25 protein-coding genes are annotated in these 20841 nt (G+C 51.3%); 17 read left to right on the top strand and 8 right to left on the bottom strand.

Features of this window, described 5'->3' with window-relative positions:
• Positions 1-125: 125 nt before the first annotated feature.
• From fliF to rcsA, 14 genes are all read left to right on the top strand, one after another.
• Positions 126-1784, top strand: a complete 1659-nt coding sequence (fliF, locus tag A7098_RS10220; RefSeq protein ID WP_105280744.1) for a flagellar basal-body MS-ring/collar protein FliF — start codon at positions 126-128, stop codon at positions 1782-1784.
• On the top strand, positions 1777-2772 hold the full coding sequence (gene fliG / locus A7098_RS10215; protein WP_000067966.1) for a flagellar motor switch protein FliG: 996 nt from the start codon (positions 1777-1779) through the stop codon (positions 2770-2772). Before fliF ends, fliG begins: the two co-directional genes overlap by 8 nt.
• Positions 2765-3451, top strand: coding sequence for a flagellar assembly protein FliH (gene fliH, locus A7098_RS10210; RefSeq protein WP_085460816.1), 687 nt, complete (start codon positions 2765-2767; stop codon positions 3449-3451). Before fliG ends, fliH begins: the two co-directional genes overlap by 8 nt.
• On the top strand, positions 3451-4821 hold the full coding sequence (gene fliI, locus A7098_RS10205) for a flagellar protein export ATPase FliI (RefSeq protein ID WP_000213313.1): 1371 nt from the start codon (positions 3451-3453) through the stop codon (positions 4819-4821). Before fliH ends, fliI begins: the two co-directional genes overlap by 1 nt.
• Positions 4822-4842: 21 nt before the next feature.
• Positions 4843-5286: a flagellar export protein FliJ gene (gene fliJ / locus A7098_RS10200; protein WP_000807573.1), complete on the top strand. Its 444-nt coding sequence runs from the start codon at positions 4843-4845 to the stop codon at positions 5284-5286.
• The gene (locus A7098_RS10195; RefSeq protein WP_105280743.1) at positions 5283-6410 is read left to right on the top strand and encodes a flagellar hook-length control protein FliK; all 1128 of its coding nucleotides are present in this window, start codon (positions 5283-5285) and stop codon (positions 6408-6410) included. The genes fliJ and A7098_RS10195 overlap by 4 nt, the downstream gene beginning before the upstream one ends.
• Before the next feature lie 104 nt (positions 6411-6514).
• Positions 6515-6979, top strand: a complete 465-nt coding sequence (fliL, locus tag A7098_RS10190; protein WP_000133127.1) for a flagellar basal body-associated protein FliL — start codon at positions 6515-6517, stop codon at positions 6977-6979.
• A gap of 4 nt (positions 6980-6983) precedes the next feature.
• Complete coding sequence (fliM, locus tag A7098_RS10185) at positions 6984-7988, top strand: flagellar motor switch protein FliM (RefSeq protein ID WP_105280742.1); 1005 nt, start codon at positions 6984-6986, stop codon at positions 7986-7988.
• Positions 7985-8398, top strand: coding sequence for a flagellar motor switch protein FliN (gene fliN / locus A7098_RS10180; RefSeq protein ID WP_001281690.1), 414 nt, complete (start codon positions 7985-7987; stop codon positions 8396-8398). The genes fliM and fliN overlap by 4 nt, the downstream gene beginning before the upstream one ends.
• 2 nt (positions 8399-8400) lie before the next feature.
• Positions 8401-8766, top strand: coding sequence for a flagellar biosynthetic protein FliO (fliO, locus tag A7098_RS10175; RefSeq protein ID WP_010351023.1), 366 nt, complete (start codon positions 8401-8403; stop codon positions 8764-8766).
• Positions 8766-9503 carry a flagellar type III secretion system pore protein FliP gene (gene fliP, locus A7098_RS10170; RefSeq protein ID WP_001253450.1) on the top strand — a complete coding sequence of 246 codons (738 nt, stop codon included), beginning with the start codon at positions 8766-8768 and terminating at the stop codon, positions 9501-9503. The genes fliO and fliP overlap by 1 nt, the downstream gene beginning before the upstream one ends.
• A 9-nt stretch (positions 9504-9512) precedes the next feature.
• Positions 9513-9782: a flagellar biosynthesis protein FliQ gene (gene fliQ, locus A7098_RS10165; protein WP_000187358.1), complete on the top strand. Its 270-nt coding sequence runs from the start codon at positions 9513-9515 to the stop codon at positions 9780-9782.
• An 8-nt stretch (positions 9783-9790) separates the two neighbouring features.
• Positions 9791-10576, top strand: a complete 786-nt coding sequence (gene fliR / locus A7098_RS10160; RefSeq protein ID WP_105280741.1) for a flagellar biosynthetic protein FliR — start codon at positions 9791-9793, stop codon at positions 10574-10576.
• 289 nt (positions 10577-10865) lie between these two features.
• Entirely contained in the window at positions 10866-11489 is a 624-nt protein-coding gene (rcsA, locus tag A7098_RS10155) for a transcriptional regulator RcsA (RefSeq protein ID WP_000104005.1), read from the top strand.
• A 43-nt stretch (positions 11490-11532) separates the two neighbouring features.
• Here the strand turns inward: rcsA and dsrB are convergent, their stop codons facing one another.
• Complete coding sequence (gene dsrB, locus A7098_RS10150) at positions 11533-11721, bottom strand: protein DsrB (protein ID WP_000867217.1); 189 nt, start codon at positions 11719-11721, stop codon at positions 11533-11535.
• A 161-nt stretch (positions 11722-11882) separates the two neighbouring features.
• On the opposite strand from dsrB, the gene yodD reads away from it, so the two are divergent.
• Both yodD and A7098_RS10140 read left to right on the top strand, forming a co-directional pair.
• Positions 11883-12110: a peroxide/acid resistance protein YodD gene (gene yodD / locus A7098_RS10145; RefSeq protein ID WP_010346997.1), complete on the top strand. Its 228-nt coding sequence runs from the start codon at positions 11883-11885 to the stop codon at positions 12108-12110.
• Between the two features lie 296 nt (positions 12111-12406).
• Complete coding sequence (locus A7098_RS10140; RefSeq protein WP_105280740.1) at positions 12407-13222, top strand: mannosyl-3-phosphoglycerate phosphatase-related protein; 816 nt, start codon at positions 12407-12409, stop codon at positions 13220-13222.
• On the opposite strand, the gene dgcQ is transcribed toward A7098_RS10140, so the two are convergent.
• The 3 genes from dgcQ to A7098_RS10120 all read right to left on the bottom strand — a co-directional run bounded on the left by dgcQ (position 13219) and on the right by A7098_RS10120 (position 16274).
• Positions 13219-14913, bottom strand: a complete 1695-nt coding sequence (dgcQ, locus tag A7098_RS10135; protein ID WP_077629652.1) for a cellulose biosynthesis regulator diguanylate cyclase DgcQ — start codon at positions 14911-14913, stop codon at positions 13219-13221. The two genes, A7098_RS10140 and dgcQ, sit on opposite strands and share 4 nt — an antisense overlap.
• Before the next feature lie 182 nt (positions 14914-15095).
• Positions 15096-15278 carry a DUF2158 domain-containing protein gene (locus A7098_RS10125; RefSeq protein ID WP_000011629.1) on the bottom strand — a complete coding sequence of 61 codons (183 nt, stop codon included), beginning with the start codon at positions 15276-15278 and terminating at the stop codon, positions 15096-15098.
• A 78-nt stretch (positions 15279-15356) separates the two neighbouring features.
• Complete coding sequence (locus A7098_RS10120) at positions 15357-16274, bottom strand: DUF808 domain-containing protein (protein ID WP_000922671.1); 918 nt, start codon at positions 16272-16274, stop codon at positions 15357-15359.
• Between the two features lie 171 nt (positions 16275-16445).
• Here A7098_RS10120 and yedA point away from each other — a divergent pair, with 171 nt between their 5' ends.
• A complete protein-coding gene (gene yedA, locus A7098_RS10115; protein ID WP_105280739.1) occupies positions 16446-17366 on the top strand; it encodes a drug/metabolite exporter YedA in 921 nt (306 codons plus the stop codon).
• Here yedA and vsr read toward each other — a convergent pair.
• The 4 genes from vsr to drpB all read right to left on the bottom strand — a co-directional run bounded on the left by vsr (position 17355) and on the right by drpB (position 20307).
• Entirely contained in the window at positions 17355-17825 is a 471-nt protein-coding gene (gene vsr, locus A7098_RS10110) for a VSPR family DNA mismatch endonuclease (RefSeq protein WP_000785993.1), read from the bottom strand. The two genes, yedA and vsr, sit on opposite strands and share 12 nt — an antisense overlap.
• Positions 17806-19224, bottom strand: coding sequence for a DNA-cytosine methyltransferase (dcm, locus tag A7098_RS10105; protein ID WP_001157280.1), 1419 nt, complete (start codon positions 19222-19224; stop codon positions 17806-17808). Before dcm ends, vsr begins: the two co-directional genes overlap by 20 nt.
• A gap of 66 nt (positions 19225-19290) precedes the next feature.
• On the bottom strand, positions 19291-19986 hold the full coding sequence (locus A7098_RS10100) for a phosphohydrolase (RefSeq protein WP_032225586.1): 696 nt from the start codon (positions 19984-19986) through the stop codon (positions 19291-19293).
• 39 nt (positions 19987-20025) lie between these two features.
• Positions 20026-20307: a cell division protein DrpB gene (drpB, locus tag A7098_RS10095; RefSeq protein WP_016158467.1), complete on the bottom strand. Its 282-nt coding sequence runs from the start codon at positions 20305-20307 to the stop codon at positions 20026-20028.
• Positions 20308-20841 lie beyond the last annotated feature (534 nt).

Here is a 20841-nt window from a genome sequence, read left to right as displayed (position 1 = left end):
TGGCGCATAGAAAAAAATAAAACCACAAATAATGAGGCCGTTAATTTTTCGAGTGTGCTGACCCGGGAGTGCGTCTTGTTCCACTTTGCCAATACCGCCGTCTATCATCTGCCGCGAGGTGCGCGATGAATACGACCGCAGCCCAGACAAAATCTCTTGAGTGGCTCAATCGCCTGCGCGCGAATCCGAGAATTCCCCTGATTGTTGCTGGTTCCGCTGCGGTGGCAGTGATAGTCGCGTTAATTCTGTGGGCAAAAGCCCCTGATTACCGCACGTTATTCAGCAATCTTTCCGATCAGGATGGTGGCGCAATCGTCAGCCAACTGACGCAAATGAATATTCCTTACCGCTTCAGCGAAGCCAGCGGCGCGATTGAAGTTCCGGCCGATAAAGTTCACGAGCTGCGTCTGCGTCTGGCGCAGCAAGGCTTACCTAAAGGCGGTGCAGTTGGATTTGAACTGCTCGATCAGGAAAAATTTGGCATCAGCCAGTTCAGTGAACAGGTGAATTATCAGCGGGCGCTGGAAGGCGAGCTTTCCCGTACCATCGAAACTATTGGCCCGGTAAAAGGGGCGCGCGTGCATCTGGCGATGCCAAAACCCTCTTTATTTGTTCGTGAACAAAAATCTCCTTCGGCATCAGTGACGGTAAATTTGTTGCCAGGCCGCGCGCTGGATGAAGGGCAAATTAGCGCCATTGTACATCTGGTTTCCAGCGCGGTTGCCGGTCTACCACCAGGAAATGTCACGCTGGTGGATCAGGGCGGACATCTGTTAACCCAATCCAACACCAGCGGGCGTGACCTTAATGACGTCCAGTTGAAATATGCCAGCGATGTCGAAGGACGCATTCAGCGGCGTATTGAAGCGATCCTGTCGCCTATTGTCGGCAACGGCAATATTCACGCCCAGGTAACGGCACAACTGGACTTCGCCAGTAAAGAGCAAACAGAAGAACAGTATCGCCCTAACGGCAACGAATCACAGGCGGCGCTCCGCTCACGCCAGCTTAATGAGAGCGAGCAAAGCGGTTCCGGTTATCCGGGCGGCGTACCGGGTGCGTTGTCGAATCAGCCAGCGCCTGCGAATAACGCACCAATCAGTACGCCTCCGGCAAATCAAAATAATCGCCAGCAGCAGGCGAGCACCACCAGCAATAGTGGACCGCGTAGCACGCAGCGTAATGAAACCAGTAACTACGAAGTCGATCGCACCATTCGTCATACCAAGATGAACGTGGGCGATGTGCAACGCTTATCCGTTGCGGTAGTGGTGAATTACAAAACGTTGCCAGATGGCAAACCGTTGCCTCTCAGCACCGAACAGATGAAGCAGATTGAAGATCTGACCCGCGAAGCGATGGGCTTTTCGGAAAAACGCGGCGACTCGCTCAATGTCGTCAACTCGCCATTCAATAGCACTGACGAAAGCGGTGGAGAACTACCATTCTGGCAACAGCAGGCATTTATCGATCAGTTGCTGGCTGCCGGGCGCTGGTTGCTGGTGCTGCTGGTGGCGTGGCTGCTGTGGCGTAAAGCGGTACGCCCGCAGCTAACACGTCGCGCCGAGGCGGTGAAAGCGGTGCAGCAACAGGCACAGACCCGCGAGGAAGTGGAAGATGCGGTAGAAGTTCGCCTGAGCAAAGACGAACAACTGCAGCAACGCCGAGCTAACCAACGTCTGGGGGCTGAGGTAATGAGCCAGCGTATCCGTGACATGTCTGATAACGATCCGCGCGTGGTGGCGCTGGTCATTCGCCAGTGGATAAACAACGATCATGAGTAACCTGACAGGCACCGAAAAGAGCGTCATCCTGCTAATGACCATTGGCGAAGACCGGGCGGCTGAGGTATTCAAACACCTCTCCCAGCGCGAAGTGCAAACCCTGAGTGCGGCGATGGCAAACGTCACGCAGATCTCCAATAAGCAGTTAACGGATGTGCTGGCAGAGTTTGAGCAAGAAGCTGAACAGTTCGCGGCACTGAATATCAACGCCAACGATTACCTACGTTCGGTGCTGGTCAAAGCCCTTGGTGAAGAGCGTGCCGCCAGCCTGCTGGAAGATATCCTCGAAACCCGCGATACCGCCAGTGGTATTGAGACACTCAACTTTATGGAACCGCAGAGCGCCGCCGATCTGATCCGCGATGAGCATCCGCAGATTATCGCCACCATTCTGGTGCATCTGAAGCGCGCCCAGGCCGCTGATATTCTGGCGTTGTTCGATGAACGTCTGCGCCACGACGTGATGTTGCGTATTGCGACCTTTGGCGGCGTACAGCCTGCCGCGCTGGCGGAACTGACCGAAGTACTCAATGGCCTTCTCGACGGTCAGAATCTCAAACGCAGCAAAATGGGCGGCGTGAGAACGGCAGCCGAGATTATCAACCTGATGAAAACCCAGCAGGAAGAAGCGGTTATTACCGCCGTGCGTGAATTTGACGGTGAGCTGGCGCAGAAGATCATCGACGAGATGTTCCTGTTCGAAAATCTGGTGGATGTCGATGATCGCAGCATCCAGCGCCTGTTGCAGGAAGTGGATTCAGAATCGCTGCTGATCGCCCTGAAAGGTGCCGAGCAGCCACTGCGCGAGAAATTCCTGCGCAATATGTCGCAGCGTGCCGCCGATATACTGCGCGACGATCTCGCCAATCGTGGTCCGGTGCGTCTGTCGCAGGTCGAGAACGAACAGAAAGCGATTCTGCTGATTGTGCGCCGCCTTGCCGAAACTGGCGAGATGGTAATTGGCAGCGGCGAGGATACCTATGTCTGATAATCTGCCGTGGAAAACCTGGACACCGGACGATCTTGCGCCGCCGCAGGCGGTGTTTGTGCCAATGGTCGAGCCAGAAGAGAGTATTCCTGAAGAGGCCGAACCCAACCTTGAGCAACAACTGGCGCAACTGCAAATGCAGGCCCATGAGCAAGGTTATCAGGCGGGAATTACCGAAGGTCGCCAGCAAGGCCACGAACAAGGCTATCAGGAAGGAATCGCTCAGGGGCTGGAACAAGGACTGGCGCAAGCAAAATCCCAGCAAGCGCCGATTCATGCCCGGATGCAGCAACTGGTCAGCGAATTTCAAACCACGCTTGATGCGCTTGATAGTGTGATTGCTTCGCGCCTGATGCAGATGGCGCTGGAGGCGGCGCGTCAGGTGATCGGTCAGACGCCAACGGTGGACAATGCGGCGTTGATTAAGCAGATCCAGCAGTTGTTACAGCAAGAACCGTTATTCAGCGGCAAACCGCAGCTGCGCGTACACCCGGACGATCTGCAACGCATCGATGAAATGCTCGGCGCAACCTTAGGTTTGCATGGCTGGCGCTTGCGGGGCGATCCGACACTCCATCCCGGCGGCTGCAAAGTCTCCGCCGATGAAGGCGATCTCGACGCCAGTGTCGCCACTCGCTGGCAAGAACTCTGCCGTCTGGCAGCGCCGGGAGTAGTGTAATGACCACGCGCCTGACACGCTGGCTAACCACACTGGACAACTTTGAAGCCAAAATGGCGCAGTTGCCTGCGGTGCGTCGCTACGGGCGATTAACCCGCGCCACCGGGCTGGTGCTGGAAGCTACCGGATTGCAATTGCCGCTCGGCGCAACCTGTGTGATTGAACGCCAGAACGGCACTGAAACTCACGAAGTAGAAAGCGAAGTGGTTGGCTTTAATGGTCAACGACTGTTTTTAATGCCACTGGAGGAAGTGGAAGGCGTACTACCTGGCGCACGCGTTTATGCCAAAAATATCTCCGGCGATGGCCTGCAAAGCGGCAAACAGTTGCCGCTCGGTTCGGCGTTATTAGGTCGCGTTCTGGACGGCAGCGGTAAACCGCTCGATGGCCTCCCCTCCCCCGATACGACTGAAACCGGTGCGCTGATTACCCCGCCGTTTAACCCGTTACAACGCACACCGATTGAACATGTGCTGGACACGGGCGTGCGTCCTATCAATGCCCTGCTTACCGTCGGGCGCGGGCAGCGTATGGGGCTGTTTGCCGGTTCCGGCGTCGGTAAAAGTGTGCTGCTGGGAATGATGGCACGTTACACCCGCGCCGATGTGATTGTCGTGGGTTTGATTGGCGAGCGTGGGCGCGAAGTAAAAGATTTTATTGAGAATATCCTCGGTGCTGAAGGACGTGCACGCTCAGTGGTGATTGCCGCACCGGCAGATGTTTCCCCACTCCTGCGAATGCAGGGTGCCGCCTATGCCACGCGCATTGCCGAGGATTTTCGCGATCGTGGTCAGCATGTGTTGCTGATTATGGACTCCCTCACCCGCTACGCGATGGCTCAGCGTGAGATTGCGTTGGCGATTGGCGAACCGCCAGCCACCAAAGGTTATCCACCGTCGGTGTTCGCCAAATTGCCAGCACTGGTCGAGCGTGCCGGAAACGGCATCAGCGGCGGCGGCTCGATTACCGCGTTTTATACCGTGCTCACCGAAGGCGATGACCAGCAGGATCCGATTGCTGACTCCGCGCGGGCAATCCTCGACGGTCACATTGTGCTGTCTCGCCGACTGGCGGAAGCCGGGCACTATCCAGCTATCGATATTGAAGCGTCGATCAGCCGTGCAATGACGGCGTTAATCAGCGAGCAACATTATGCGCGAGTGCGCACATTCAAACAGTTGTTGTCGAGTTTTCAGCGTAATCGCGATCTGGTCAGTGTCGGCGCTTACGCCAAAGGCAGCGATCCAATGCTCGATAAAGCCATCGCCCTGTGGCCGCAGTTGGAGGGCTATTTGCAACAAGGTATTTTTGAACGCGCGGACTGGGAAGACTCTCTTCAGGGGCTGGAACGTATTTTTCCGACAGTGTGACTACGCAGGAGATAACAGCAGATGGCAGAACATGGCGCACTGGCGACCCTAAAAGATCTGGCAGAAAAAGAGGTGGATAACGCCGCACGTCTGTTGGGTGAAATGCGTCGCGGATGTCAGCAGGCAGAAGAACAACTCAAAATGCTGATCGATTATCAGAATGAATATCGAAACAACCTGAATAGCGATATGAGTGCCGGGATGACCAGCAACCGCTGGATCAACTATCAGCAGTTTATTCAGACGCTGGAAAAAGCCATTACCCAGCATCACCAGCAACTCACGCAGTGGACACAAAAAGTTGATGTTGCCCTGAATAACTGGCGGGAGAAAAAACAACGTTTGCAGGCCTGGCAGACACTACAGGAACGGCAATCCACGGCGGCGCTACTGGCAGAAAACCGCCTCGATCAGAAAAAGATGGATGAGTTCGCCCAGCGCGCCGCCATGAGGAAACCAGAATGATTCGCTTAGCGCCCTTGATTACCGCTGACGTTGACACCTCCGCATTGCCCGGCGGCAAAGCCAGTGATGTCGCTCAAGATTTTCTCGCATTGTTGAGCGGGGCATTAGCAGACGATACAACAACCGACAAAGCTGCGATCCAATTGCTGGTGGCAACAAATAAACCTGCCACAAAAGGCGAACCGCTGGTGAGTGATATTATTTCCGATGCGCAACAAGCGGATTTACTGCTCCCTGTGGATGATACACCGCCAGTCGTTAATGACGAACACGCCACATCAACACCGTTAACCGCCGCTCAGGCGATGACGCTGGCTGCGGCGGCTGACAAAAATACGACAAAAGACGAAAAAGCGGATGATCTTAATGAAGACGTCACCGCAAGCCTGAGCGCCCTTTTCGCGATGTTACCGGGTTTTGACAATACACCCAAAGTGACTAATACGCCGTCAACCGTGTTACCGACAGAGAAGCCAACGCTCTTCACAAAACTGACTTCTGCGCAACTCACCACAGCACAGACTGACGACGCCCCTGGTGCTCCAACTCAGCCATTAACACCGCTGATTGCTGAAGCCCAGAGTAAAGCGGAAGTCATCAGCACGCCATCGCCGGTGACCGCTGCCGCCAGTCCGCTAATCACTTCGCACCAGACGCAGCCACTGCCCACCGTCGCAGCGCCTGTTTTGAGTGCACCGCTGGGTTCTCACGAATGGCAACAATCATTAAGCCAGCATATTTCGCTGTTTACCCGTCAGGGACAACAAAGTGCCGAGCTGCGTTTGCATCCGCAGGATTTAGGCGAGGTGCAAATTTCCCTTAAGGTGGATGACAACCAGGCGCAAATCCAGATGGTTTCGCCGCATCAGCACGTTCGCGCGGCACTGGAGGCGGCTCTGCCAGCACTGCGCACACAACTGGCAGAAAGCGGTATTCAGTTGGGACAGAGCAATATCAGCGGCGAGAGTTTTAACGGTCAGCAGCAGGCCGCGTCCCAGCAACAGCAAAGTCCGCGCACAACAAGCCATGAACACCTGGCTGTCGAAGATGACGATGCACTGCCGGTTCCCGCCTCTTTACAAGGGCGTGCAACAGGCAATAGCGGCGTTGATATTTTCGCCTAACGTCAGAGGTGGCACCGTAATCCACGTCTTTTCCACGCTTTGCCGCGCTTAAGACACAGGATAATTAGCCGATAAGCAGTAGCGACACAGGAAGACCGCAACACATGACTGATTACGCGATAAGCAAGAAAAGCAAGCGATCGCTTTGGCTCCCGATCCTGGTATTCATTACTCTCGCGGCCTGCGCCAGCGCGGGTTACAGCTACTGGCATTCGCGTCAGGCTGCTACTGACGACAAAGCACAGCAACACGTCGTACTCTCACCTGTCTTCTATGCACTGGACACTTTTACGGTCAATCTGGGCGAAGCGGATCGCGTGCTTTATATCGGCATAACACTGCGACTGAAAGATGAAGCCACCCGTTCGCGCCTGAGCGAGTATTTGCCGGAAGTCCGCAGTCGCTTGCTGTTACTGTTTTCGCGCCAGGATGCCGCCGTGCTGGCAACTGAAGAAGGCAAGCAAAAGCTGATTGCTGCAATTAAAGCCACACTCTCCACCCCGCTTGTTGCCGGGCAACCGAAACAGGATGTCACCGACGTGCTGTATACCGCTTTTATTCTGCGATAACGACATGGGCGATAGTATTCTTTCTCAAGCTGAAATTGATGCGCTGTTGAATGGCGACAGCGAGATCAAAGACGAACCGACAACCAGTGCTGGCGGCGAAAGTGATATTCGTCCGTACGATCCCAATACCCAACGACGGGTTGTGCGCGAACGTTTGCAGGCGCTGGAAATCATTAATGAGCGTTTTGCCCGTCATTTCCGCATGGGGCTGTTTAACCTGCTGCGCCGTAGCCCGGACATTACCGTCGGGGCGATCCGCATTCAGCCGTATCATGAATTTGCCCGCAACCTGCCGGTGCCGACCAACCTGAACCTTATCCATCTGAAACCGCTGCGCGGCACCGGGCTGGTGGTGTTCTCGCCAAGTCTGGTGTTTATCGCCGTGGATAACCTGTTTGGCGGTGATGGTCGCTTCCCGACCAAAGTAGAAGGTCGCGAGTTTACGCATACCGAACAGCGCGTCATTAATCGCATGTTGAAGCTGGCACTTGAAGGCTATAGCGACGCCTGGAAGGCGATTAATCCGCTGGAAGTAGAGTACGTGCGTTCCGAAATGCAGGTGAAATTTACCAATATCACCACCTCGCCGAACGACATTGTGGTTAACACGCCTTTTCATGTCGAAATTGGCAACCTGACCGGCGAATTTAATATCTGCCTGCCATTCAGCATGATCGAGCCGCTACGGGAATTGTTGGTTAACCCGCCGCTGGAAAACTCGCGTAATGAAGATCAGAACTGGCGCGATAACCTGGTGCGTCAGGTGCAGCACTCACAGCTGGAACTGGTCGCCAACTTTGCCGATATATCGCTGCGCCTGTCGCAGATTTTGAAACTGAAACCCGGCGATGTCCTGCCGATAGAAAAACCCGATCGCATCATCGCCCATGTTGACGGCGTTCCGGTACTGACCAGCCAGTACGGCACCATCAACGGTCAATATGCGTTACGGATAGAACATTTGATTAACCCGATTTTGAATTCTCTGAACGAGGAACAGCCCAAATGAGTGACTTGAATAATCCGGCCGATGACAACAACGGCGCAATGGACGATCTGTGGGCTGAAGCGTTGAGCGAACAAAAATCAACAAGCGGCAAAAGCGCGACTGAAGCCGTGTTCCAGCAGCTTGGCGGCGGCGACGTCAGTGGAACATTGCAGGATATCGACCTGATTATGGATATTCCGGTTAAGCTGACCGTCGAGCTGGGTCGCACACGTATGACTATCAAAGAGCTGTTACGTCTGACGCAAGGGTCAGTCGTGGCGCTGGACGGTCTGGCGGGCGAACCGCTGGATATTCTGATCAACGGCTATTTAATCGCCCAGGGCGAAGTGGTGGTCGTTGCCGATAAATACGGCGTGCGGATCACCGATATCATTACCCCGTCTGAGCGAATGCGCCGCCTGAGCCGTTAGTGATGAATAACCACGCCACTGTGCAATCTTCTGCGCCAGTTTCCACCGCGCCGCTCCTTCAGGTGAGTGGCGCACTGATTGCCATTATTGTCCTGATCCTCGCTGCTGCCTGGCTGGTAAAACGGCTGGGATTTGCCCCTAAACGCACTGGCGTTAACGGTCTGAAAATTAGCGCCAGCGCCTCGCTGGGCGCGCGTGAACGGGTCGTGGTGGTCGATGTGGACGATGCGCGGCTGGTGCTCGGCGTTACCGCAGGGCAAATCAATTTGCTGCATAAACTTCCCCCTTCAGCACCCACAGAAGAGATACCACAGGCCGATTTTCAGTCGGTCATGAAAAACTTGCTCAAGCGTAGCGGGAGATCCTGATGCGTCGTTTGTTGTCTGTCGCGCCGGTTCTTCTCTGGCTGGTTACGCCCCTCGCGTTCGCGCAACTGCCTGGTATCACCAGCCAGCCGCTACCTGGCGGTGGACAAAGCTGGTCGCTCCCGGTGCAGACGCTGGTGTTCATCACCTCATTGACGTTTATTCCGGCGATTTTACTGATGATGACCAGCTTCACCCGCATCATCATTGTTTTTGGTTTATTACGTAACGCGCTGGGAACGCCCTCCGCGCCGCCCAACCAGGTATTGCTGGGGCTGGCGCTGTTTTTGACCTTTTTTATTATGTCTCCGGTGATCGACAAAATTTATGTCGATGCATACCAGCCATTCAGCGAAGAGAAAATCTCCATGCAGGAGGCGCTGGAAAAAGGGGCGCAGCCGCTGCGTGAATTTATGCTGCGTCAGACCCGCGAGGCGGATTTAGGGTTGTTTGCCAGACTGGCGAATACTGGCCCGTTGCAGGGACCGGAGGCTGTGCCGATGCGCATTTTACTCCCGGCCTACGTGACCAGCGAGTTAAAAACCGCATTCCAGATAGGCTTCACGATTTTCATTCCTTTTTTGATTATCGATCTGGTGATTGCCAGCGTTTTGATGGCGTTGGGGATGATGATGGTTCCACCCGCCACCATTGCTCTGCCCTTTAAACTGATGCTGTTTGTGCTGGTGGATGGCTGGCAATTGCTTGTCGGTTCGTTGGCGCAGAGCTTTTACAGCTAGAGAGGCAAAATGACACCCGAATCGGTCATGATGATGGGGACAGAAGCGATGAAAGTCGCGCTGGCGCTGGCTGCCCCGCTGCTGCTGGTGGCGCTGGTCACTGGCCTTATCATCAGCATTTTGCAGGCTGCCACGCAGATTAACGAAATGACGCTGTCGTTTATTCCGAAAATTATCGCCGTATTTATCGCCATTATTATTGCCGGACCGTGGATGCTCAACCTGTTGCTGGATTACGTCCGCACCTTGTTCACTAACCTGCCGTATATCATCGGGTAACCCGTACTATGTTGCAGGTGACAAGCGATCAATGGCTTTCCTGGTTAAGCCTGTATTTCTGGCCATTACTGCGCGTGCTGGCGCTCATTTCTACCGCGCCCATTTTGAGCGAACGCAGCGTGCCGAAACGGGTGAAACTGGGTCTCGCAATGATGATCACGTTCGCCATAGCTCCGGCATTACCTGCCAACGATGTTCCCATTTTTTCGTTTAATGCCCTGTGGCTGGCAATGCAGCAGATCCTGATTGGCATTGCGCTTGGCTTTACCATGCAATTTGCCTTTGCCGCTGTACGAACCGCAGGCGAAATTATCGGTCTGCAAATGGGGCTGTCATTTGCGACGTTTGTGGATCCTGGTAGCCATCTCAATATGCCCGTCTTAGCGCGCATCATGGATATGCTGGCGTTACTGCTGTTCCTGACATTTAACGGTCATTTATGGTTGATTTCGCTGCTGGTCGATACCTTTCACACCCTGCCGATTGGTGGCGAACCGCTTAACAGCAATGCTTTTCTGGCACTCACCAAAGCGGGAAGTTTGATTTTTCTCAACGGATTTATGCTGGCATTACCGCTTATTACCCTGCTGCTGACGCTGAATCTGGCGCTGGGATTGCTTAATCGTATGGCTCCGCAATTATCAATTTTCGTTATCGGTTTTCCATTAACGCTGACGGTCGGCATTTCATTAATGGCAGCATTAATGCCGTTAATTGCTCCATTTTGCGAACATTTATTTAGTGAAATTTTTAATTTACTGGCGGACATTATTAGCGAATTTCCAGCAATATGATTCCGTAATGTTTATCGTGTTATCCTAAGGATTATCTGAAAAATAAAATCAGACAACATCTTCCAGGATACTCCTGTGGCGAAATATTTGTTTTAAGCTCACTCACATATCGCAACATTTACTTTACTTTAAGACAATTCCAGGCAAATTATACAACACTTTACGGGATAGTAAGTCCGCCTGAAAAATCGCGAGAGTGGCGCATTAGGTGACCCATGTTGTTCCGTTTAGTCATGATGAAATATTCAGGTAAGGGGAATTATCGTTACGCATTGAGTGAGGGTATGCCATGTCAACGATTATTATGGATTTATGTAGTTACACCCGACTAGGTTTAACCGGGTATCTGTTGAGTAGAGGGGTTAAAAAAAGAGAAATCAACGACATCGAAACCGTTGATGACCTTGCCATTGCTTGTGATTCACAGCGCCCTTCAGTGGTGTTTATTAATGAGGACTGTTTTATCCACGATACTTCTAACAGTCAACGCATCAAGCACATCATTAATCAACATCCCAATACGTTATTTATCGTTTTTATGGCGATTGCCAACGTTCATTTTGATGAATATCTGTTGGTCAGAAAAAATTTATTGATCAGTTCCAAATCGATTAAACCGGAATCTCTCGATGATATCCTTGGCGATATTCTGAAAAAAGAGACAACGATGGCCACTGTTTTAAATATGCCGACATTATCATTGAGTCGAACCGAATCGAGTATGTTGCGAATGTGGATGGCAGGTCAGGGAACCATTCAAATCTCCGACCAAATGAATATCAAAGCCAAGACCGTTTCATCGCATAAAGGCAATATTAAACGTAAGATCAAAACGCATAATAAACAGGTTATCTATCATGTCGTCCGACTGACGGATAATGTGACTAATGGTATTTTTGTCAACATGCGCTAAAACATTCTGACTGGTGGTTTCCCACCAGTCAGAATGAATAAAATTACTCTGCTTTCTCCACAAAGATACCGTCCTGATGCCCTGCCTCATTAAAGAACCAGATGCCGAGCGGGTAGTCTTCCAGCGAAACCAGGTACATTGTGCCTTCACTAAACTCCTCAACTGCCAGTACCACGCCAGGACGACGCGGACCGCCATCCGTTTTGACTGTTACCCGATCATTCACCTTCATCGTTTTCCTCCTGTGGCTTTGTGCCAGTGTAGAACAATTTCGTTTTTCTGGCAGCGCCGGGCGCACGCGAGTGCTGATTTTCTCGACGGTCTATACTTAAGAGATGCCAGGCTACATAACGGTCGGCAGCAACAAATGAGTAACGGTTGCGAGGAAAGATGATGAAGACCGCAAAAGAGTACAGCGATACCGCAAAACGAGAGGTCAGCGTCGATGTCGATGCCCTGTTGGCGGCGATCAATGAAATTAGCGAAAGCGAAGTTCATCGCAGCCAGAGCGATTCTGAGCACGTCAGCGTTGATGGGCGTGAATATCATACATGGCGTGAATTAGCGGATGCCTTTGAGCTGGACATCCATGACTTTAGCGTCTCGGAAGTGAACCGCTAAATGCAACATAAAAAAATCCCGACCCTTGTGGGGGTCGGGATCAAACTTGCTTAAGCAAGAAGCACTTAAAAAATTCGTTACACCAGGAAATCTGATGTGTTCATCACCTTATCTGCAATTTTTTTCGCTGACAAGGAAATATTCTTTGCGCGAATGATTAATGTCATTAATGAATGAAACTGTGACTTCCGTCACCCCTTACGAGCTCTGCTACGAGCGGGATCGCTCCCGAAAAATGATCAAATACAAATCGTGCTATTTTGAGAAACATCCTGGTAAAGGGAGTATGCGCTACCATGCTTTCAATTCAACAACCACTGCTGATTTTCACCGATCTCGATGGCACCCTGTTAGATAGTCATAGTTATGACTGGCAGCCTGCCGCTCCCTGGTTAAACCGTTTACGGGAAGCAGGTGTGCCTGTGATTCTCTGTAGCAGTAAAACGTCAGCGGAAATGCTGTACCTGCAAAAAAACGTGGGGCTACAAGGGTTGCCGATGATTGCCGAAAACGGCGCGGTGATCCAACTGGATCATCAATGGCAAGATATCGACGGTTTTCCCCGGATCATCTCGGGCATTGCCCATAGTGAAATCAGTCTGGTGTTGAATACGCTGCGCGAGAAAGAACATTTCAAATTCACCACCTTTGATGATGTCGATGATACAACCATTGCGGAATGGACGGGATTAAGCCGCAGCCAGGCGGCGCTGACGCAGTTGCATGAAGCCTCAGTCACGCTCATCTGGCGCGACAGTGACGAGCGGATGGCGCAATTTACCGCCCGCCTGAACGAGCTGGGGTTACAGTTTGTACAAGGCGCTCGCTTCTGGCATGTACTGGATGCCTCTGCCGGAAAAGATCAGGCAGCTAACTGGATCATCGCAATATATCAACAATTAGGGGGAGAACGTCCGACGACGATCGGCTTAGGCGATGGTCCAAATGATGCCCCCTTACTGGAGGTGATGGATTACGCAGTCATTGTGAAAGGGCTAAACCGGGAAGGTGTTCATCTGCAAAATGAGGAGCCTGCCAGGGTCTGGCGAACGCAGCGAGAAGGTCCGGAAGGCTGGCGCGAAGGACTGGATCACTTTTTCACCGCTCGTTAAGCGTTATCGCTCGCAAAAACCCGATTACGCCCTGCCTGTTTAGCGAGATAAAGCCGACGATCGGCAAGCGACTGTAATTGTTCAAAATCATAATCGCCGGTTTCCTCGCTGCTGCTCACCCCCAACGAAGCACTAATGCGGATGGTTTTGCTCTTGGCAATCAACATCTCTTTTTCATTCAGCTTCAGACGAATGCGTTCGGCAACTTCTTTTGCCTGCTCCAGGTTAGCGCCCGGCAGAATCACACAAAACTCCTCGCCGCCAACTCGTCCGGCAACATCCTGGGCTCGCAATGAACGACTAATTAATCCGGCGGCATGTGACAACACACGATCGCCTGCCTGGTGACCAAAGCGGTCATTAATCGCTTTAAAATGGTCAAGGTCGACCTGAATGACAGAAAAAGGATGTTTGTGTGTCTGGCACAATTTAGCAAGCGGACGCGCTTTTTCGAACAGTGCACCACGGTTATACATGCGGGTTAAGGTGTCGTGCCACGCTTGCCATTGCAGCGAACTTTGCAGGACAAACATATTGCTTACCATCTGGCGAATCACATACCAGGAGATAAGTAGCATGGTGGTGAAGAGCGCCCACAGCAGGGTTAATGCAATACTTATGCTGCCAAAATCACCACGTACACCTTCACTAAGCGTATGGATACGCACTAATACGCCATCGAAATGATCCAGCCGTTCCCAGCTAACATAGCGGCTGTTCATCCGAATACCACCGCGCGTATCGTGTTCAATGTCCTGCGCAAGTGATGCCAGTTCACGAGGATCAAAGAGATCTTCGCCAGGATGGTCCGGGTTAGATGAGGTCAATAATTTCAGTTTGCTGTCATAGAGTTGATATTCGCCATCGAGATTTTTATCGATAGCATTTTGTAAAAATTGCTGCATTGAACGCACGGGAATACTCATCCCCAATACGCCATACCAGTAATTATTATTATCGACCGGCACGCTTACAGTGACCTGTGGTTCAGTAGCATTGTTATGCTCATGCTGAGAGGTAAACCAACGCACCGCGCGTTGACGGTTTTCTCGTTGTGAATGACCGATAAACCAGGGTTGGGTGACAAATTCGTAGTAACGCCCAGGCACATTACGCATAAATAGCGTCGGCTGCGTCGAAACGTAAAATCCGGCGCGCGAGACATACATCGCTTGTTCAACCATTGATGAGGAGTTGTGCGCCAGACGCAGTAAGTAACCAACTTCCAGCGCGGCGGTAATTTCATTATCCAGGGATTCATTTTCGCGGGAAAGCAGACTCCCCTCACTGACTAACGCATCCGAGACACCGTTTACTGGCAAGGTGCGCCGTCTGTTGAGTTCTATCTGCCAGGCATGTTCATCGCGACGTTGTTCGAACTCGGTAACGGCATTGCGCAGAGAAGTGAAATCGAGTGGCGCAACGAGGGCTTCACGCATCCCGTTACGTAAAAACAATAATTTATCAACGTTATATTGCAGTTGTTTATCAAGCGCGTTGGCAACATTTTCCAGATGGTTACGCTGGCTTGAAATATAGGCATCTTCCAGAACCACCACTTCACGCCATGTAAGTAACGTTGAGAAGATCAACACCACAATAAAGCAGAGATTAACGACATGACCAGGCCCCAGGCGGCGCGCGAGTTTTTTCAGCCAGCTCTGGTTTTCCATTTCTGTCTCGTGCTGCACCCTGACGACTCCCAACCTGCTTTCTTATGATTCTGGCATAACCTGGCGATAACGTACCGCCAAACAGCAATAATTTTATAATGTTGCCATGATAAGACGCATCAGGCATTCAATGCAGACATTGGCACAACAGCCGGATGCGGCATGAATGCCTTATCCGGCTTGGTGTTAATTATACGCTTTCAGGCTTCTTCCGCCGAACGACGCCTCTCCCCCGGAACAAGCTCAGTTTCATGAAAGGCTTCCTGTTTGACACCGTAACCGTCATACCACCGACACTCAACCATGCCGCTGGAATACCCAGTAACAATCATCTTCGGGCCGCCCTCTTTGACCGTCACTTCCTCACTAACCACAAAGCTCATACTCGCCTCCTTTTTTCGAGTGAAACTTGTTCACCTTAGTCGAGAATGGCGAATTTTGCATAATAGCCAATGAGAATATTAATGTGCCTGACCGCGCAATTTCGCTATCGTTTTCACTCCCAACACAACGATACCACCGATGATAAAACCAAGAATCAGATTTAAAACAGTCGGTAATATCATTGCGACCAGCGCACTCTGCTGCCCGGCGAAATGTTCAATCGCATGATGCAGCGGCGCGATGCCATGTATCACAATACCGCCGCCGACCAGGAACATCGCCAACGTACCGACTATCGATAACGCTTTCATCAGCCAGGGGGCAATAATCAACAACCCCTTGCCTGTCGCTTGCATAACCGTACTGGATTTTTCCACCAGCCAGTAGCCCAAATCATCAATCTTAACGATGATACCCACCAGACCATAAACACCCACGGTCACGACCAGTGCGATCCCTGAAAGTACCAGCACCTGATTAAGCAACGGCGCTTCCGCCACAATCCCCAGCGTGATGGCAACGATTTCCGCAGACAAAATAAAATCGGTTCGAATCGCCCCTTTTATTTTGTCCTTTTCAAACTTCAGTGGATCTTGCGCCGCCAGTGCCTCCAGACGCTGCTGACTTTGCGCCGGATCATCTTTGTGCTTACGCGCCTCCAGCATATGCAGCACCTTCTCTACCCCTTCAAAGCAGAGAAATGCGCCACCAATCATCAACAGTGGCGTAATCGCCCACGGGATAAAAGCACTGATGATCAGCGCCAGCGGCACCAGAATCACTTTGTTGATAAGCGATCCTTTCGCCACGCCCCAGACCACGGGCAACTCCCGATTGGCGCGCACACCTGAAACTTGCTGCGCATTGAGCGACAAGTCATCCCCTAATACACCGGCGGTTTTCTTCGCCGCCAGCTTGCCCATCACGGAGATATCGTCCAGCAAAGTGGCGATATCATCGAGCAATGTCAGTAAACTACTCCCGGCCAAAAGCATTCCCTCTCATTTTTATCGTTGACGCGCTAAGTATGAAGCAAAATCGGCCCGGCTGATACTTGCTTCACAGGTCAACATTTTTTTAACAATCAAACACAATTATATCTCTCGCCAGCGAAATGATTTTCACGTTTACTATGAACCGCCTTTTTATTTCCATCGTGAGGGATTATGCGTTTCCGCCAGTTGTTACCGCTTTTTGGCGCGCTGTTTGCGTTGTATATCATTTGGGGCTCAACCTATTTTGTCATTCGGATTGGGGTTGAAAGCTGGCCACCGTTAATGATGGCAGGCGTGCGGTTTCTGGCTGCCGGTATTTTATTAATGGCCTTTTTACTGCTGCGTGGGCACAAATTGCCGCCACTGCGTCCCCTGCTTAATGCCGCGTTGATTGGTTTATTACTGCTTGCTGTCGGTAATGGTATGGTAACGGTGGCTGAACATCAAAATGTTCCTTCCGGCATTGCCGCCGTGGTGGTGGCAACAGTACCTCTCTTTACTCTCTGTTTCAGTCGCCTGTTTGGCATTAAAACGCGCAAGCTGGAATGGGTGGGTATCGCCATTGGGCTTGCCGGAATCATCATGCTCAATAGCGGCGGTAATTTAAGCGGCAATCCGTGGGGCGCGATTCTGATTTTGATCGGTTCTGTGAGTTGGGCGTTTGGTTCGGTTTATGGCTCGCGCATTACCCTACCAGTAGGAATGATGGCGGGCGCCATTGAGATGCTGGCGGCTGGAGTGGTGTTAATGATCGCGTCGATGATTGCAGGTGAAAAACTGGCGAAGCTCCCTTCTCTTTCGGGCTTCCTTGCGGTCGGGTATCTGGCGCTGTTTGGTTCGATCATCGCCATCAATGCTTATATGTATTTAATCCGCAATGTCAGCCCGGCTCTCGCCACCAGCTATGCATACGTTAACCCCGTAGTCGCGGTCTTGCTGGGTACGGGGCTGGGCGGCGAAACGTTGTCGAAGATTGAATGGCTGGCGCTGGGCGTGATTGTCTTCGCAGTGGTGCTGGTCACGTTGGGAAAATATCTCTTCCCGACAAAACCGATTGTCGCGCCAGTCATTCAGGATGGATCACGCGAGTAAATGAATCCCCAGAGTGTCGATCTGCGCGCTGGCGCCCTCGCCGCAGATCCACTCTTCCAGACGCTCGGCAAGCGCCGCATCGGTCAATTTCTCCCGTCCGCGTAACGCACACTCCCAGACAATCAATACACGCCAACCTGATTCCTGTAAGCGGCTAATGTCCCGCTTGTCACGCGTTACATTTTTGCCAATCTTCTCCAGCCAGAACTCAGTGCGTGTAGCAGGCACTTTAAACAGATAACAGTGATGATGATGCCAGAAACAGCCATGTGTAAATATTACACAGCGATACTCATCGAGGACAAAATCCGGGCGTCCGGGCAGGCTGGCATCCTGAACACGAAACGCCAGCCCCTGCCCGGTTAATAAGCTGGCGAGACGTTTCTCGATTGCCGTATCGCGCGTGGCAATCGCGCGCATGTTTTTGCTACGCGTGGCCTTATCGTGAACGTCGGCCATGTTGTACCTCTTGCTGACGCAACGCCACCGCCTGTTTGATTTTTGGCTCAAGCAATTTTGCCACTGCAGCAAATACCGGTACTACCACCGAGTTGCCGAACTGGCGATAGGCCTGAGTGTCAGAAACCGGAATACGAAATTTTGCTTCATGGGGTGCTTCAAAGCCCATCAAGCGTGCGCATTCTCGAGGCGTTAACCGACGTGGACGATGTTGCTGATTCTGCGGATCGTCAAAGTCTTTCTCACCTGTCGCCATATCCCAGCCGCGATCGATTAAAATTTCCGCACCATCTTTGTAATAACGGGCAGAAAGCGTACGCGTAACACTCTGCGGGTTGTCCGGATAAACCATTCCGTAACCAAAGCCGTTACCGCGCGCCTGATGTTTTTTCGCATAGCGATAGAGGTACTTCCACAGCACCGGCGTCAGGATATATTTTGCTTCGACAACCGGGTCCAGTAACTGCGCCAGCGTAATACGTTGTGCCGGATAGCAGTCACTAATATCCCGCAAGGTGAAATCTGTTTTCAAATTCAGATCGCGACGAAAGCCCACCAGCACGATGCGTTCTCGGTGCTGCGGCAGAAAATGTTTGCCGTCGATGATTTTCGGATCGTCCGGGCCATTATCTTCGGCATCGGCCACGTCATAGCCCAGTTCATCCAGCGTCTGCATGATGATACGGAATGTTTTGCCCTGGTCGTGGCTTTTCAGGTTTTTGACGTTTTCGAGCACAAAAATCGCCGGACGACGGGCATTGATGATACGCACTACATCAAAGAACAGCGTGCCCTGGGTATCGCAAGCGAAACCGTGCGCACGACCAAGTGAGTTCTTTTTCGATACGCCAGCCAGTGAAAACGGCTGGCAAGGAAAACCGGCCAATAAAACATCATGTTCAGGAATGTGCTGACGAATATGTTCTGCCGCCACTTCATCGCTCACACCCTCTTTATGGCTCAGAGTGATGTCGCGGATATCTTCATTAAAGTGATGCGTCGCCGGGTCGCAATAATGGTTAGCTTTGTAGGTGCGCACCGCATGTTTATTCCACTCGCTGGTAAATACACACTGACCGCCAATCGATTCAAAACCGCGACGGATGCCTCCAATACCGGCAAAGAGATCGATAAAGCGAAACGTATAATGCGGATGATGTGCTGGCGGTTTGGGTAACAACGTTTGCAAATGGGCGAACTCTTTTTCGCTTAAGCGGTGCCACACCGAGTCGTTAGCCAGCGCACGTTTTAAAATCGCCGGACTCCAGTGGTTTTCTCCCACGCTATTAAGTTGCGCTACCAGCGTTTTTACATCATAAATTTGCAGCAGTTTCTCCAGCATTGCCTGTGCGGCATTCCCGGTGCTGTATGAATCGGTTACTGATATATTTTCCTGCATAGATTTAACCGGCCATCTGAGATGGCCGACAGGTTAACATAATTACTTCTGTTTAGGGCTACGCGGTCAGTCAACCGGCGAAAACGCATCAATCACCGTATGATCCACACCTTCATTCTCGCCCGCCAGTTCGGCACTGAGCTTAGCCATAAACTCCACCAGAAAACGGGCGTTATGTTGTGCCAGCAGTTTACCTTTTGCCGTTTGCATAGTTTGCGGTAGTTTCAGCAACTTCGTCTGGAAATGATCCAGCGCGTAGCGTTTATCATCGAGTGAGCGACGTTGCGCGAACGGATCTTCACCGTCAAATAGCGCCATCCCCAATGAACCTGAAACTGCAAACACGCGCGCCAGACCTATCGCACCTAATGCTTCCAGCCTGTCTGCATCCTGCACGATTTTGGCTTCCACCGTTAAAGGCGTAATTTGCGCACTGAAACTGTGTGCCGCGATGGCATGGCAAATGGCGTCTATTTTCTCTGACGGAAAATCAGCAAATTCCGCACTTAAAATGCGACGCGTTTCTTCTGCCGCCAGTAAAGAGGAACGCTGCCGTTGCGGATGATTTTTCGCCAGACTCACGACATCATGAAAATAACAGGCGGTTAAAATGACCAGCATATCGACGTCTTCATCTGCCGCCAGTTTCTGCGCTGTCGCCCAGACGCGACGAAAATGACACAGGTCATGAGCCGCGTCCTGGTGTGTATGATGGTTTTTCAACCAACGTTCAAATTGTGCCTGCCAGTGTTGTAAGTTCATACGCGCTCCGCTGCCAAAGGGGCGCAACCTTAGCAGTTTTTACTCATAGCGTCTGCTTCGCGCAGGCCGTGGTCGGGTGTACCAGGCAATACCACCTAACAATGCCCCGACCATAGCCATAAATAAAAATCCCACTAACGCACCTAACCACTTTCCCGCAGTTGAACCTAAATCACTTTCAAATCCTGACACGGGGGCATCGGGGATCCGACTCATTACCCAGATGTAACGCGCCATCACCCAGACAAAATAGCCACACCATGTATAGAAAGCCCACAAAGCCAGTTTGCCGCCAGGGCTGCGAGAGAGTCTTTCTTCCATTGTTGTCGAACCATGCTCCATTTTGAGATAACCCGGAAAATTAAGACCTGATCCTATTGTGTGATGAAAGTCACATTTTTCCACATCGGTTGAGCCAGTCAAGTCTCATTCATTTTTTGAACAAATAGATGATTTTTGTTCAATGGCAATAATTACTGGAAAAACAGCTATTAAAAATTTTATTTAACTTTGATCGTAGTTTTATTAATTCACTAATTCAATATATCAGCGAGGAATACAATTATACCTTTTTTGTTTTCTGTGTCATGATAACTCCGTTATTAGCCTTTGATCGTCTTGTTTATATTTTTGAGCCGGCATGATGCCGGCTTTTTTTATGTCATTTTATAATGTGCGCAAGATCACACACGATTTTTAGCGAAACAATCATTGACGCAATCCATTCTTATCAAAAACCAATAACTATTTGATATAAAACCATAAATGTCATGAATATTTATGGTTTTAACTCATAATCGTGAATTATATTAAATAGATTGGAAATATTTTGAAATCTTTTAAATAAATTTGTTA

Origin of the sequence: Escherichia sp. MOD1-EC7011, from assembly GCF_002965005.1 — a bacterium.
Lineage (GTDB): Bacteria > Pseudomonadota > Gammaproteobacteria > Enterobacterales > Enterobacteriaceae > Escherichia > Escherichia ruysiae.
This window is presented reverse-complemented; position numbering and strand designations above follow the sequence as displayed.

Coding starts and splice junctions, on each gene's coding strand:
- fliH (WP_085460816.1), top strand. CDS start 2,765: ATGTCTGATAATCTGCCGTGGAAAACCTGGACACCGGACGATCTTGCG.
- fliI (WP_000213313.1), top strand. CDS start 3,451: ATGACCACGCGCCTGACACGCTGGCTAACCACACTGGACAACTTTGAA.
- fliL (WP_000133127.1), top strand. CDS start 6,515: ATGACTGATTACGCGATAAGCAAGAAAAGCAAGCGATCGCTTTGGCTC.
- yedA (WP_105280739.1), top strand. CDS start 16,446: ATGCGTTTCCGCCAGTTGTTACCGCTTTTTGGCGCGCTGTTTGCGTTG.
- vsr (WP_000785993.1), bottom strand. CDS start 17,825: ATGGCCGACGTTCACGATAAGGCCACGCGTAGCAAAAACATGCGCGCG.
- A7098_RS10120 (WP_000922671.1), bottom strand. CDS start 16,274: ATGCTTTTGGCCGGGAGTAGTTTACTGACATTGCTCGATGATATCGCC.
- fliN (WP_001281690.1), top strand. CDS start 7,985: ATGAGTGACTTGAATAATCCGGCCGATGACAACAACGGCGCAATGGAC.
- fliJ (WP_000807573.1), top strand. CDS start 4,843: ATGGCAGAACATGGCGCACTGGCGACCCTAAAAGATCTGGCAGAAAAA.
- fliF (WP_105280744.1), top strand. CDS start 126: ATGAATACGACCGCAGCCCAGACAAAATCTCTTGAGTGGCTCAATCGC.
- fliR (WP_105280741.1), top strand. CDS start 9,791: ATGTTGCAGGTGACAAGCGATCAATGGCTTTCCTGGTTAAGCCTGTAT.
- A7098_RS10125 (WP_000011629.1), bottom strand. CDS start 15,278: ATGAGCTTTGTGGTTAGTGAGGAAGTGACGGTCAAAGAGGGCGGCCCG.
- A7098_RS10100 (WP_032225586.1), bottom strand. CDS start 19,986: ATGAACTTACAACACTGGCAGGCACAATTTGAACGTTGGTTGAAAAAC.
- fliP (WP_001253450.1), top strand. CDS start 8,766: ATGCGTCGTTTGTTGTCTGTCGCGCCGGTTCTTCTCTGGCTGGTTACG.
- drpB (WP_016158467.1), bottom strand. CDS start 20,307: ATGGAAGAAAGACTCTCTCGCAGCCCTGGCGGCAAACTGGCTTTGTGG.
- fliM (WP_105280742.1), top strand. CDS start 6,984: ATGGGCGATAGTATTCTTTCTCAAGCTGAAATTGATGCGCTGTTGAAT.
- dsrB (WP_000867217.1), bottom strand. CDS start 11,721: ATGAAGGTGAATGATCGGGTAACAGTCAAAACGGATGGCGGTCCGCGT.
- A7098_RS10140 (WP_105280740.1), top strand. CDS start 12,407: ATGCTTTCAATTCAACAACCACTGCTGATTTTCACCGATCTCGATGGC.
- rcsA (WP_000104005.1), top strand. CDS start 10,866: ATGTCAACGATTATTATGGATTTATGTAGTTACACCCGACTAGGTTTA.
- yodD (WP_010346997.1), top strand. CDS start 11,883: ATGAAGACCGCAAAAGAGTACAGCGATACCGCAAAACGAGAGGTCAGC.
- fliQ (WP_000187358.1), top strand. CDS start 9,513: ATGACACCCGAATCGGTCATGATGATGGGGACAGAAGCGATGAAAGTC.
- fliO (WP_010351023.1), top strand. CDS start 8,401: ATGAATAACCACGCCACTGTGCAATCTTCTGCGCCAGTTTCCACCGCG.
- A7098_RS10195 (WP_105280743.1), top strand. CDS start 5,283: ATGATTCGCTTAGCGCCCTTGATTACCGCTGACGTTGACACCTCCGCA.
- dcm (WP_001157280.1), bottom strand. CDS start 19,224: ATGCAGGAAAATATATCAGTAACCGATTCATACAGCACCGGGAATGCC.
- fliG (WP_000067966.1), top strand. CDS start 1,777: ATGAGTAACCTGACAGGCACCGAAAAGAGCGTCATCCTGCTAATGACC.